This window comes from Thermoleptolyngbya sichuanensis A183, assembly GCF_013177315.1.
GTDB classification, from domain to species: domain Bacteria; phylum Cyanobacteriota; class Cyanobacteriia; order Elainellales; family Elainellaceae; genus Thermoleptolyngbya; species Thermoleptolyngbya sichuanensis.
The window spans coordinates 1,699,511-1,712,435 of sequence record NZ_CP053661.1 but is presented as its reverse complement, the minus strand read 5'-3'; the positions used below and the strand labels follow the sequence as shown (position 1 = coordinate 1,712,435).

The window sequence follows — 12,925 nt, the reverse complement described above, 5'->3', positions numbered from 1 at the left end:
CTTAGTCCGATTGGGGAACGCTCTTTAAAGTCCACCCAATCACGCTCGAACGGGCTGAAAAAAGAACCTATGAACCTTAAATCTATTGCGCTCAGCCTTGTGCTGGGGCTATCTACGCCACTGCTGGCAGCAGACTTGTTGACTCCCCAAGCAGCGATCGCCCAAACATTCCCCACTGGAGACTATGCCAGCGACCGATGGTTTATCAGCATTTGGTTTGAGGGCGGCAGCCTGCAATACCAGGGAATCGATCGCAGCAACCAGGCAACGCTAAGACTGGCGGGCGCTGCGGTGTCTGGAGATAGCAGCCGTCGGGTTTACACCTGGCGCAATGGGGACTATCGCTATCAGGTGAGTTGGCGACCCAGCGATCCCGGCTTTATCCGGCTTCAGGTATTTCACCCCAACGGACGGGAACTGGTCAACAGCCTGCTGCAAGAAATCCCGCAATCTCCTTAGCGTCTGTCGGATTCCGAGAAAAAGTGCTGCCGTAGCCACAGATCTGGCTTAACCCAACGCTCGATAGAACTTACACAGTAGGACGATTTCTCGCGGGCTGCCAGCGCGCTTTAGTTTGGACTAACTGGCATCACAATAATGCTCAACAGGATGCCATAAAGAATCTGCTCAACCGTTCATAACAGTTGAACTTAAGGAATTGGATACAATCCTGCTCGCAGTTAAGCTGCTGTTGCAACCGGACTGTTCAGGGATTGTTCGGATGTCTTGCGTTTCGAGGCTCGTTTTTTGACCATCGGATAGCAGGGACGAGGAGTTGGCTTGTGCCCCTTGCCTCGTCCTGGCGATTTACCACGAGGTTTAGGCGCAGGAGCAGGGGTGCCAATCGCTGCCAAAATGCCTGCAAACGCTTGTGCGACCCGACCCGGAGTCAACGTTTCTTGCGGTGCCTGCCAGGGCAAGGGGTGGTCAGTACAGTCCTTTCGCGCTAACCACAACTGCCAACTGAGCAACGGCATCAGGCTGCTCCACTGTTCGGTTGCCGATACAGAACTGAACTGGGGATGTGTCCAATATAGCCTCTGCTTGGCAAAGCGATACCAGTGTTCAATGGCAAAGCGACGGAGGTAGTGCAACCACAGGGTTTCTAACGGAGGCATCTGCTCACCCAGCCAAACTAACCACAAAGGAGCCAAGCGTCGCGTGCTGCTCTGTGTCTCCAGCACCTCCACGCGCAACACTTCCATTGCCCGTTTGGGGGATTTGCGGAAATGGTATGCACTCCAACGACTGACCCGCACTCGTCCCCAGTTGGGATCATCGACTTCAACGGTTTCGACCGGGACACTCCAAGTGTCAGGGTCATTGAGTTTCATCTTATGTCCATGCTTGGCAGGTGCGCCTCGCCCTCGATACGCTGGGGGCGCGCCATAGACACATCGATTGGATGTAACCCGCAGCAGCAAGTCTGCCTCAATCCCTGCCGTTTGGTTGACAAAACTGGCATTGCCGTACCCTCGGTCGTAGATCGCCAACGGACGCACCGCTAACTGCCGAGTCACTTGTTTGAGTTGGAATGCCGCTTTACTGGCGGGTGTTTCAAAGCTGGTGATGCGCTCATGCCGCAATGGTAATGCCCAACTGCCCCTGTCTTCAGCAATCCAGGCTAAGGTACTGTAGTTTTGTCCGGCTATCGGGGCATGTCCTGTTCTGCCTGATAAGGTGCGGTCTTTCAAACGCCTGGCAGCAGGACGGTTCCACCGACTCGCATCACCTGCCAACAACGGTTGCTGCTGAGTCGGTATCTGCTGCACCAACAGCTTCAGCACCTTTGATCGGGGTAGGCGGCTATCGCGCAACGCTTCATAGGTGCTCGACCACTGGCGACGAAAGACAGGACTCTGCGATAGCCTCACAAACGACACGATGCACGCACTCACTAACACGGCATCCATCAGATCAAACAGGGCATCTCTGGCGTTTCCCAAGCTGGCATACAACGTTTGGCGAAATTGCTGAAGTTCGTTGAAAATCATGGGGTCAATGTTGGTTGTACTTCATTGACCTTACGGCAGTCGGTGCTTCTCATTGACTGCCTTCCTCTTCACCATTAGTCCAAACTAAAGTATTTAGATTTTCTTTATAAATTAGCTCTAAAGTCCCCCTTTTTAAGGGGGATTTAGGGGGATCTTGCACGCTTTGCTACAAAGAGTAGGACTTTTCAAACATCCTCTAAAGCCAGTTGCCCAGCAGCACGTAGGATGCCCAGAAGCGGGGCGCGTCGTAGTTTGCCCGCAGTAGGCTCAGCTGGGCCTGGCGCAGAGCTTCGGCTTTGGAGATGGGGCTGCGCGTCAGTTGGTGATAGAACTCGATCATCAGGTCGGCTCCGGCTTCGTCGTCTACGCTCCAGAGCGAGGCGATGGTGCTGCGGGCCCCGGCGCGGACTGCCACGCCTGCGAGACCCAGCGTGGCGCGGCGATCGCCCTCGGCGGTGCGGCAGGCGCTCAACACCAGCAGTTCAATCGGTTCCGGGCTGTCTAGCTCTTGGACTTGCAGCAGGCTGCTGAGGTCTTTCACATTGACCCGGCTATCCCACGCCAGGATGAAGGTGTCGGCAGCATTGGAGCTAAACTCGCCGTGGGTTGCAACGTGGACAATTGAGGCGGGTGCGGCGCTTAGAGAATTCTGGAAATTTTGCTGGGTAAAGCTTGTGTTGATTAGCACGCGGCTGGGCAGGGTTTTTTGGATTTCCTCTAGCTCCTTTTCCACGTTGGGCAGGGCAGGAAAATTGTCTCGTGCTTCCGTCAGCCCGGCTATCAGGGCGCGAAACTGACGCTGCTGGAGCGGGCGCGGGTCGGGCAGTTGCAGACCAGGAGCCAGCGCCACGCTGTAGTGTTCGATCAAATACTGGCGACCGTCGTGCAGGGCTGCCATTGGCACGTTGCGGAGCGCCCCGTCTAGCACGAAAACAAGCGTCTGGTTTTCGGTCAACTGGTCTGCAATGGGGCGAATCAGCCAGTCGTAGACCTGCTGAGACAGCGCCAGTCCTTCTGGGGAGGGGTAAGCGCGATCGCGCAATTCTCGCAGCAGGTCTTCGGACACCCGCTCCACGGTTTCCTGGGCGACGGGCGTGGTGTAACGGCGGAGGGGCTGCTGGGGCTGCTTCAGGATGACTTCAATCCGGTCGGGCAGGACAATGGTATACAGCACGGCGGCGGGCAGCGTAGACAAATCCACTACCCGGTCTAGCTGAAACTGCGTATCCAGGCAGGCTTCCCGAAAGAAGTTGTCCAGTTCTGCCACTTGCAGCCCCTCGATCACGTCCCGCGCCTGCACCAGCCGCTCCAGGTCGGGGGTTGGGTTTTGCGGATCGAGCAGCAAATCGACCAACTGGCGATAGACTGGCTCCACGCTCTCGCGGAAGGAGAACTGCACGTCTCGGTTAATGGCCACCAGATCGCCCCGAATGGCTTGCAGGCTTTGCACGGACTGGCTGTAGGCGGCGATCGCCCCCGTTTTGTCGCCCTGCACCAGCAGCAGTCGCCCCAGTTGCCACTGCCATCGATAGGCGATGTCGGCGGCGGCGATTTGCTGGGCCAGGTTGAGCGCCTGCTGAGTCAGGGTTTGGGCTTCGCGCCACTGTCCCGTTTGTTCGTACAGATGCCCCAAGCTGCCCAGAGCCAAGGACTCTGCCCGCAGGTCGTCCAGTTCCCTCGCCTGCTGCACTGTTTTGGACAGCCGACGGGCGATCGCCTCTAGCCCAGGATCGCCGCCACTGGCCTGGGAAATCGCGGTCAACCCCTGCGCCAGTTCGATCTGGTTAAACAGCGTCGGACGGCTGGGGGGCAGTAGGTCGAGCTGCTGCTGAAGGGCTGGATAGCGCGATCGCGCCTGCTCCCACTGGGCCGTTTCCACCAGCAGGCTGAGATGATTTAGCGCCGCCTGAAGCCGCAACTCTGCCGAGGGGGACACCTGGGCAGCCTCGTCATACAGCTTCAGCACGATTTCCGTCTGCTGCAAAAAGGTGGTGGCGATGCGTTGCTGGCGCTGTTCGTAGGCCCGCCGAGCGCGATTGTCGGATAGGGGGGTCTTCAGTCGCTGAACTGCTTCGGTGGGGGTCATGCCTGCCTGGCCCAGCGTGGCGATCGCCCTGGCCCGGCCCAGATTTGCCAGGCTAAGGGTGACGGCGGCGATCGCCTCCTGGGTGGCGGGCGTGGGCGACTGGGTGTGCAGCGCGGCGGCAATCCGGCGGCTTTGCTCTAGGGCTTGACGGGCCGCGTCCAGATCGCCCGCCACGCGCTGAGCATCCCCAAGCGTCCGCAACACCTGCGCCTTGGTCAGCGAGTCGGGTGTGGCAGCAAGCTGCTGGTTGATAGCGGCGAGTTGGGCGATCGCCCGCCGATATAGCCCTAGGGATTGCAGCGCCTGCGCCTGGTTCATCTGCGTGTCGATGGCGGCTAGGTCGCCCACCTGCTGAAACAGCGCCGTTGCTCGCTCCCAGGACTCTAGCGCTGCATCTGCCTGTCCCCGCGCAAATTGGAGCCGCCCCAAAATGGTCAATGCCTGCGCCTGTGCCTGCTGCACTGTCACAGTACGCACCGCGAGGGAATTCAGCAGTTGCACCGCTTCGGCAATGTGCCGCTCTGCCGTGGCCCATTCTCCAAGCTGCTGATGCGCCAGCGACAGGTTTGCCAGCGTTAGCCCAATTTGGAGACGAGTTTGCTCCCCAAGGCTGGGGTCTGCGCCCGGTTGCCGCAGTTGATCGAGGAGGGCTTCCAATTGGGCGATCGCCTCTCGATAGCGACCCGCGTCGTAGAGCGACCGGGCGGAGTGTGGGGGGTCGGGGGAAGAACGAAGAGCGAAGAACGAAGAAGGAAGAGCGAAGAACGAAGAACGGAGGGGGAATGTGGAGGGGGGCTGTGCGGGAAATTCAGACCAGCGCTGGGTGCGTAAGGTCTCTGGTGGGGAGGTGGCGGGAGCAGCGTGGATTTCTGGCGACGGGGAGGATGCGGCGGGAAGCGTGGCTGTTGCGGAATGCGCTAGGCCTAGTGCCAGCACTAGCCCCAGAAGCAGCGTTGTGATCCACTGCCTGGTTTTGCGACTGTGGGAGACGCGGTGGGAACTGGAGTGGGGCGTTCGCGCAAGCGTTGCGGAGCAACATCGCCTAGGCGTTACGGAGTAATATCGTCCAAGTGTTCTGGAGCAATATCGTCCAAGTGTTCTGGAGCAATATCGTCCAAGTGTTCTGGAGCAATATCGCGCAAGCGTGGCGGAGAAACCTCGTGCAAGCGTGGCGGAGAAACCTCGTCTTTCTGCCGCAAACCGCTGCCCTGGTTTGGCAGTGAAACACGCTGGTCTCCGGTGGTGGCCCTGGCTCATCGTCCGATCGCCCCTGCAAGATGGACTGAGTGTACTCTAGATTTTCGCCAGATTCTTGCCGGGTCGCAGTCCCCGCTAGGAGAAGATTCGTGAAGCGTTGCTAAATAGGGCTGACCAGCCAGCCGCGCATAAAGTAGTAAACCGAAGACAAATATTCGTCTACCACGCGGGTCGTTAGCGCCAGCGCGTCTACATTGGGCACCAGGTCGGCGACGCTGGCAATCAGACGGCGATCGTCCAGTTGAAACAGGAATTGGTCGGTGGGCAGTCCCAGGGTTCGCAGACCGCGACTGGCAAAGGTGGCGCGGGCGCGGCTGACGTTGAGCAAGGGCACCACCAGCAGCAGGCTGTCGGTTTCTTTTTGGTAGCCCAGGGGGGTCAGGATGCGCTCGATAGCCACCGCGTTGCTGTAGAGATCCGTGCCTTCGGTGTCGATTACGATGCGATCGCCCTGCACGCCCGCGCTGGTCAAAATTCCCTGCACCGTCTGAATGGCGATCGCCCGCGCCTCTTGCGACGCATTCAGCCCCAGTTGCGACCCCAGGCTGACGATGACCAGCGGGTTTCGGCCCTGTTCCAACTCACCCCGATAGACGCGAGCCGCAAAGAAGAGCCGCGAGGCCAGCACGTTGGTAAACCCGTCGCGATCGCTGCTGACCTGGGTGCGGCTGCGGTAGGCCGGGTCGGCCGGGTCATTGCTGTCGCCTAGCACCACGATTGCCTTGACGGATGCCGGGTTAAAGTCCACCGGCCGCTGCACCGCTGGGCTATAGGCCAGCGTGCGGGCCGCCTGCGAGGTCAGCCAGTAGGCCACAATCGGCGTACTCGTCAGCAGCAGCACCAGCACCGCCGCCAGCACCAAATTGCCATCCACGCTTTTGGCCCCTTTTTTCAGCGAACTTAGCAGCAGGAAGAACACCAGACCCAGCGGTTTTAGCGGCAGCGACAGCACGCTCCAGACCGTGCCCACGGTGCGATTGGTAGGGTCAATGAACGCCAGAATGACGAAGGCAAACAGGATAATGCCGCCTAGCCACGTCAGATAGACCCTGGGAATAAACTTGCTGAACACGTACCAGAGGATCGTGCCAATTAGCAGCCAGAGCAGAATTCGGGTGAGCAGTTCAAACATGGTTGACGGGTCGCCCGCTGGAGGTCGATGCCGGGGGGCAAAAAGGTCTAGTCCAGTGTAATGCGCGATCGCCCACCCGGTAACGGATTTCTGGCGGCTATAGGCTGGTGAGCTGCGTCCAATACTGGTCGTAGAGTTCCGTCGCGTCGCCGATCGGGGAAATGCGCTCACATTTTTGCAGCGCTGCCTGGTTGGGATAGAGGTTGGGATTGGACTTGAGGGCGTTGGGCAGGAGGTCGATCGCCGCCTGGTTTGCCGTGGCGAACCTCAGCCGCTCCGATGCCTGTGCCAGCACATCTGGCTCCAGCAAGAAGTTAATCCAGGCATAGGCCGCATCGGGGTTGGGGGCAGCCGCCGGAATTACCATCGTATCGGTCCACAGGGACGAGCCGCTGGCAGGAATCAGGTATTGGATGTCGGGATTTTCTTCGGACACCTGGAGCGCGTCGGAGGAATAGGCCATGGCGATCGCCAAGTCGCCCGTCAACATCTGATCGCGCCAGCCGTCGGTGGTAAAGTTGGCGATCGCAGGCTTGAGCTTTTGCAACTGCCGGAACGCCGCCTCCAGTTCCTTTGGGTTGGTGGAGTTATAGGAATAGCCCAGCGACTTCAGCGTTGCGCCCATCACCTCGCGCACGTCGTTAAACAGCGTCACCCGTCGCGCTAGCTTGCTCTGATTATCCCAGAGATAGTCCCAGTCCTGCGGCGAGGGGTTTAGCTGGGTGCGGTTGTAAACTAGGCCGGTCGTACCCCACACGGCGGGAATGCTGAACTGATTGCCGGGGTCGTAGGGCGGGTCTTGGAACTGGGGCAGCAGGTTTTCGGCTCCGGTGATTTTGCTTTTGTCCAGTTCTGCCAGCAGGTTCAGTTCCCTCATCTGCTCCACCATATAGTCGGAGGGGTAGATGATGCTGTACTCGTTGCCGCCGCCGGCCTGCACCTTCGCCAGCATGGTTTCGTTGGAGTCGAACACATCGGCGATCGCCCGCACGCCTGTCTGCTCCTGAAACTGGCTCAGTAGCTCGTCGTCAATATAGTTTGACCAGGTATAAATCCGCAGCGTATCACTGCCGCCCGCGCCGCCCTGCACGTTGCTATAGCCGCCCCGACAGCTCGCCAGCGCCACGGCTGACAGGGCCGCGCCTGCCCCCTGAAGAAACTGCCGACGGGTTTTGCGGCTAAACGGAGCGATTGGCCGATTGGGCTGAGTCATAGGTCTGGGATTGGGTTCTGGGATGGAGACGAGAACTTTCCCAATTATCCCCAGTTCTGACGCAAAAGCGACATTGTGTAGCCAGCGCTACATCTTGACCTGACAATCTGAATCGACCGGGCAACCTAAAGCAATACGGAGAGGGGGGGATTCGAACCCCCGTTGGGTGTGACCCCAAACTTGATTTCGAGTCAAGCGCATTCAACCACTCTGCCACCTCTCCAAAGGGGCATTATCGTATTTTACAGGACGAACGGCGCTAATCGACGGGGGCGATCGCCCGAAACCCTGTTTTTGGAGTCCACTGAATTGCGCCCTGCTGAGCGACCACATGCAGGGGAACGGTTTGGCTGCGGAACCAGGCTTCTGCGGCTTCGCTGGGCGGGCGAGTGGCGATCGCCTGCTGGGGGCGAATCGTGCTGAGCGCTTGGGCATCCAGCTTTATTCCGTCCCACCACAGCACGCTGGTCAGGGTCGCCAGTCGTGGCAGCACAAGTTCCAAAGGCACGGTTTTCGACTCGCGCAGCAGCAGCCAGATTTGGTCACCAATCTGAAATCGCAGCGCTAAGGGGTCTTGATTCACCTGCCGCACCGCCACATCGCCAAGCTGCACCGCCTGATCCAGCGGCAATGTGTAAATCCGGCCGCCCCCCGCCTGGAGTTGCTGAATGAGTTGCTGTTTGTCGGGGGGCTTTGGGGTTTCAGAGGGTTCACATGCTCCAGAAGAAAAATAGAAAGACTGAATCGGTAGATGTTGTGCAAGCTGCATCCAGCCTTCTGTGTGGCATTCGGTGAGGTCGGGGGCGATCGCCCAGGTCACCCGGTTCACCCCCTGCTGTCGCAAAAAGGGCAGCACGGTGAACTGCACGTCCTGGGGGCTGAAGCTGCCGATTAGCCCCACGCGGCTGCGGTGCTGCACGATCAGCATCGGCTCGTCGGCCGTGTCTAGCACGGTCACCGCCAGCCGCGACATCACCGCCGTCCCCGTCGGAATGGCCACCAGCCCAAGACACACGATCGCCGCCACCCACCAGCGCCGATGTAGCGCCGCCACGCCCCACACCAGCAGGTAGATGGCATACAGCGCGACCACCTGACTGGGCGCGATCGCCCCCGCTGCATAGGCATTGCCCGGAAGCTGGTTGGCAAATTCCACCAGCGCGATCAACAACTGGGTTGGCCACAGGAGCAACTGGGCGATCGCGCTGCCCACCGCAGGCACAACCAGCGCCGCCAGCGCACTGAGGCCGCTGCCCAGGCTGATGCCCGTAATCACCGGCGCAGTCAGGATATTGAGCGGCAGGCTGTAGGGCGACACCACGCCGAAGACGTGCAGTTGCAGCGGAAGCGTCCACACGAAGGCGGCGAGAGGCACGGCCACCAGCGGGGCGATCGCGCTGGGCAGCCAGTCCAGCCATTTCGTCAGCACGGGAGCCGTCACCAGCAGCCCCAGCGTCGCCAGCACGCTGAGCTGAAAGCCCAAATCCCAAATCCAGATCGGATTCACCAGCAGCAGCAGCGTCGCCGCCAGCAGCAGCGAGTGGAGCGGGTTGACCTTGCGCCCCAGCGTGATCGCCACCAGCACCGCCAGACCCATCACGCCCGCCCGCGCCACCGACGGCTCCAGCCCCGTTAGGCCGATATAGCCCAGCAGCGCCGCCGCCGAGAGCGCAAAGCTGATCTGGGACGGGAGCGATCGCGTCAGGCTGAGCAAAATACCGATCAGCAGCGATACCTGAAAGCCCGATGCCGCCAGCGCGTGGGCCAATCCCGCATTGGCAAAGCTGTCGCGCAGGTCAAAGGGTACGTCTACGGCCCCCTTGCCCAACAGCATAGCGCTGACCAGGGCCGCCGGTCGCTCGTCAGGTTCTTTAGGTTCTTTAGGTTTTTTGGGGGCAGCTTTCACGGTTAGACCCGCTGCCTGCGATCGCACGATGCGCTGCCGCACCTGCCACAGCGCTTGCTGAAGCCGGGAAGAGAGCGATCGCCTCCACATCCACTGTTCCCGAAACCGCCCCTCTGTTGCCGGAAAATCAACGGTTTTACCCGCCAGTCCTGCAAACATACCGCGCTGTGCCAAGTATTGCCGGAAATCGAAGCCGCCGGGGTTGCTGGCGGGCTTGGGGCGATACAGCGACCCCGACACCGTGAGCATTTGCCCCGGATGCAGGCCGGTCTTCAGCTTCAGCGGCAGCGTTACATACAGCCGCCCAGACACCGCCGCAGCGCGAATGGGTTGGTTGGCCTCGTCCATCTGCTGCACCTGAAACGGCACTAGCTCTAGCTGGAGCTTGCCGCTGCGGGTTTGCTTTGGCGGCGTGTCGATGAAGCCATGCACCGTTACGGCTAAGTTAGTCTGCTCGGCTGCTGCGTCGGGGTTGCTCAGCAGAGCGCTAATGTCAGTTTCCGCAGGTCTGGGCAGGCGCACCTGAAAGTAAAGCGCTGCCAACAGTCCGACCCATCCTGCTATTATCCAGACCGTGGCGGAAGGCCCCGTCCGCCAGAGGCGAGGCGCGATCGCCCCTGCCAGCAATCCCAACCCAGGGAGGGCGATCGCCCCCGCTGAGATGCCCCATACCTGCACCGAAACCCCGGTCAAAAGCAGGCCCAGCCCGTAGGCCAGGCACAGCATTGCGCCGCCCGCTGCATTCATAAATTTTCGCTGTTTGATACACCCTCATGAACAGCAGTATTCCCACCTGGTTTGCCCGATTATCCAGATGCTCGATTATCCAGATGCCCGATTACCAGACGCGGGGAAGATATCCGGGCCGATCGACCAGCGCCGGCCGCAGCAGATGCCAGATCTGAATAAACCAGCGGCGGGCCTCTAGGGTGGAGTGGCCGCGATAGCGGTAGAGGAGGCCGGATTGGAGGCGGGTAGCGGCGTATTGGAGGAATGGGAGGGGGCTAGAGGAAGCTGCGGTAGGGATGAATTGGCGGGTTTGGGGGAGCAGATCGGCAGAAAGTTGAGCAACGGGCTGGCCGAGGATGGCGAAACTGGCGACGACGGGGCAATGGTTCAGTCCGTGGGGACTGCTCAGCGGGGCAGCTCCGCCGAGGATCTGCTGCGGATCGACCCAGAGCAGTCTGCCGTCTTTCCAGACTTCGGTGTGCGATCGCCATTGGCCGCTAGCAAACCCTTCGCCCCGCGCCGTGCGTCCCAGCCGAGTCATCTCCCAGCCTAGCCACAGTGCGTCTTCGTCTAGATCTACCCGCAGCCGCTGCCGATAGTCAGCCCCGTCGAACACGATGGTTTCCTGGGGCAGCCATTCTAAATAGCCGCCTGCTGCAATGTGGATGTGGGTTGCTTGCTCGGCGACCTGGCCGTTGCTGCGGTAAATCTTGCCTGCGGTGGCCGTGGTGCAAAGGGCATGGGCTTTGGGGGCCAGGTGAATTTTCGCGGATAGGCGATCGCCCCCCACCACACCACCCGCCGTGTGCAGCGTGACCACATGACAGACGCGATCGCCCTCTGGGAAGAACGGCCGCTGCACCTTCATCGGAGCCTGCACAAAGCTGCGGCCAAGCTGCGTTCCGCCCGCCCGCGCCACAAAATCCAGTTCCAAGCGCCCCTGCCAGCCCGCCCCGTCCGCTCCCATTACGCCGTCACTCCGCTCCTAGCCTCTCCTAGACCTGCCCAATCTCCAGCACGTTGCCGTCCGGGTCGCGGGTAAACAGGGCGGGACGACCCGATGCGCTCATCTGCACGGGATAGCCATGTTCAACCAGCCGCGTTTTCATGGCATCCAGGTCAGGAGTGGCGATCGCCAAATGGGGATTCCAGCCCCACTTTTCCGCCTCCGTCAGCGAGACCTGAGTGCGCGGATCGGCCATCAGGTGAATCTGCACCTCGCCTAGCTGATACCAGGCTCCGGGATATTTCAAGGGTCGATCGATTTTGGTCAATCCCAGCACGGTGCCATAGAACTGTTCTGCTTTGTCCAAATCCGACACCAACAGCGCCGCGTGCAAGAATCGAGTCAGCATAGGGGCAATTCGCGAGGCGATCCCTACAGGAATCGCGCAATTACATCATCCTGATTCTAGGACGGGTTTCGAGCCGCATCGCAGCGATTTTTAGCTACACCTCAGCCATACCTCAGCTATTCCATGCTTCAAGCTTGCCAACTTGAACCGCACTCCAGCGCTACCAGCCCTATATCTCTCCGAAGTAACGCTGCGAATGAAATGGCTGAAAGCCCGATGAATGCTGGATGAGCTATCCAAAACCGCAAATCCAAAATCAACCGACCTCAAACCACGCCGCGCACCAAAATTCCGGTATACACGCCCTGTACGTCCACTTCTTCCACGTCAAACACGGTTGGCTGGTAGGCGGCGTTGGCGGGCTGGAGTGTTACCGTTGTTTCCGATCGGAGGTAGTGTTTCAGCGTCGCTGCATCGCCTACGCGGGCCGCAACGATCGCCCCATTTTTCAGCGAAGCCGGGTCTGGGTTGCGCCGCAGCAAGATTACGTCGCCGTCCAAAATGTGGGATTCGATCATGCTGTCGCCCTGAACGCGCAGGGCAAACAACTGGGACAAGTCGTAGGGCGATCGCCGCGCCAGGTTAGGAAACAGTTCCAGCGGCAGATAAATTTCTGGCTCGTCTACAAAGGTGGTCTTGGGGCTGTGGGCTGCGATGCCGCCTAGGAGGGGAATGCCCTGGGGTAGCTTGCGCCGACTCCTGGATTTGGGCGAAGCCTGCTCTAGCGCTGCCCAGGGAGAAGTGGCGGATGTCTCTGGCACAGCCTCGACGGTCGAACCCGTGCCCATTGCCTCGGCGGGAACAAGCTGGAGCGTTGGCGCTGGCTGTGCGGAGCGATGTCGCCCGGTTTTTGCCCCGTTCACCTGGCTCGACTGAACCACCTGAATGGCGCGGGCTTTGTGGGGCTTGCGGGTAATGTAGCCTTTGTGGCACAGAGCATTGAGGAGCGATCGCACGGGGTCTTTAGAGCGATAGCTCAGCCCGACCCGAATTTCCTCATAGGTTGGCGAAATGCCCTGCTGCTGGATGAATCCCGTCACCCAATCCAGGCATCGCTGCTGCTTGACGGTCAGCGGCTTGGGGATAGACTGGCGGGTGGATTGCCTGACTGTAGACCGTTTGGCGGTGGGTGGCTTGGCCGTAGGCATGGCTGCAATAGTTTATTTATACTAGATGCTAACATCATAGTTCACTCGTTCTATACCGAATCAAAAACTTTTTATTTGCCTTAATTTGCCGTCCGCCGCTTCACA

9 protein-coding genes and 1 tRNA gene are annotated in these 12,925 nt (G+C 60.0%); 1 reads left to right on the top strand and 9 read right to left on the bottom strand.

Annotated features, from left to right (window positions below; translation table 11 throughout):
- The first annotated feature begins 69 nt into the window (after nucleotides 1-69).
- Entirely contained in the window at nucleotides 70-459 is a 390-nt protein-coding gene (locus HPC62_RS07235) for a hypothetical protein (RefSeq protein ID WP_172354410.1), read from the top strand.
- A gap of 221 nt (nucleotides 460-680) precedes the next feature.
- Here the strand turns inward: HPC62_RS07235 and HPC62_RS07230 are convergent, their stop codons facing one another.
- The 9 genes from HPC62_RS07230 to lexA all read right to left on the bottom strand — a co-directional run bounded on the left by HPC62_RS07230 (nucleotide 681) and on the right by lexA (nucleotide 12,820).
- On the bottom strand, nucleotides 681-1,994 hold the full coding sequence (locus HPC62_RS07230; RefSeq protein WP_172353244.1) for an NF041680 family putative transposase: 1,314 nt from the start codon (nucleotides 1,992-1,994) through the stop codon (nucleotides 681-683).
- A 196-nt stretch (nucleotides 1,995-2,190) separates the two neighbouring features.
- Nucleotides 2,191-5,016 carry a CHAT domain-containing protein gene (locus HPC62_RS07225; protein WP_172354408.1) on the bottom strand — a complete coding sequence of 942 codons (2,826 nt, stop codon included), beginning with the start codon at nucleotides 5,014-5,016 and terminating at the stop codon, nucleotides 2,191-2,193.
- Between the two features lie 421 nt (nucleotides 5,017-5,437).
- Nucleotides 5,438-6,469, bottom strand: a complete 1,032-nt coding sequence (locus HPC62_RS07220) for a YdcF family protein (RefSeq protein WP_172354406.1) — start codon at nucleotides 6,467-6,469, stop codon at nucleotides 5,438-5,440.
- 97 nt (nucleotides 6,470-6,566) lie between these two features.
- On the bottom strand, nucleotides 6,567-7,682 hold the full coding sequence (locus HPC62_RS07215; RefSeq protein WP_172354404.1) for a polyamine ABC transporter substrate-binding protein: 1,116 nt from the start codon (nucleotides 7,680-7,682) through the stop codon (nucleotides 6,567-6,569).
- A gap of 136 nt (nucleotides 7,683-7,818) precedes the next feature.
- Nucleotides 7,819-7,905 (bottom strand) — tRNA-Ser (locus tag HPC62_RS07210).
- Nucleotides 7,906-7,941: 36 nt separating this feature from the next.
- A complete protein-coding gene (locus HPC62_RS07205; RefSeq protein WP_172354402.1) occupies nucleotides 7,942-10,335 on the bottom strand; it encodes a ComEC/Rec2 family competence protein in 2,394 nt (797 codons plus the stop codon).
- 91 nt (nucleotides 10,336-10,426) lie between these two features.
- Nucleotides 10,427-11,284, bottom strand: coding sequence for an urease accessory protein UreD (locus HPC62_RS07200; RefSeq protein WP_172354400.1), 858 nt, complete (start codon nucleotides 11,282-11,284; stop codon nucleotides 10,427-10,429).
- A 28-nt stretch (nucleotides 11,285-11,312) separates the two neighbouring features.
- Nucleotides 11,313-11,672 carry a VOC family protein gene (locus HPC62_RS07195; protein ID WP_172354398.1) on the bottom strand — a complete coding sequence of 120 codons (360 nt, stop codon included), beginning with the start codon at nucleotides 11,670-11,672 and terminating at the stop codon, nucleotides 11,313-11,315.
- 266 nt (nucleotides 11,673-11,938) lie between these two features.
- Nucleotides 11,939-12,820 carry a transcriptional repressor LexA gene (gene lexA, locus HPC62_RS07190; protein WP_172354396.1) on the bottom strand — a complete coding sequence of 294 codons (882 nt, stop codon included), beginning with the start codon at nucleotides 12,818-12,820 and terminating at the stop codon, nucleotides 11,939-11,941.
- Nucleotides 12,821-12,925: the final 105 nt, after the last annotated feature.

What these genes read in the sequence shown, in the direction of transcription:
- HPC62_RS07205 (WP_172354402.1), bottom strand. Translation starts at nt 10,335, where the DNA reads ATGAATGCAGCGGGCGGCGCAATGCTGTGCCTGGCCTACGGGCTGGGC.
- lexA (WP_172354396.1), bottom strand. Translation starts at nt 12,820, where the DNA reads ATGCCTACGGCCAAGCCACCCACCGCCAAACGGTCTACAGTCAGGCAA.
- HPC62_RS07230 (WP_172353244.1), bottom strand. Translation starts at nt 1,994, where the DNA reads ATGATTTTCAACGAACTTCAGCAATTTCGCCAAACGTTGTATGCCAGC.
- HPC62_RS07235 (WP_172354410.1), top strand. Translation starts at nt 70, where the DNA reads ATGAACCTTAAATCTATTGCGCTCAGCCTTGTGCTGGGGCTATCTACG.
- HPC62_RS07220 (WP_172354406.1), bottom strand. Translation starts at nt 6,469, where the DNA reads ATGTTTGAACTGCTCACCCGAATTCTGCTCTGGCTGCTAATTGGCACG.
- HPC62_RS07195 (WP_172354398.1), bottom strand. Translation starts at nt 11,672, where the DNA reads ATGCTGACTCGATTCTTGCACGCGGCGCTGTTGGTGTCGGATTTGGAC.
- HPC62_RS07215 (WP_172354404.1), bottom strand. Translation starts at nt 7,682, where the DNA reads ATGACTCAGCCCAATCGGCCAATCGCTCCGTTTAGCCGCAAAACCCGT.
- HPC62_RS07200 (WP_172354400.1), bottom strand. Translation starts at nt 11,284, where the DNA reads ATGGGAGCGGACGGGGCGGGCTGGCAGGGGCGCTTGGAACTGGATTTT.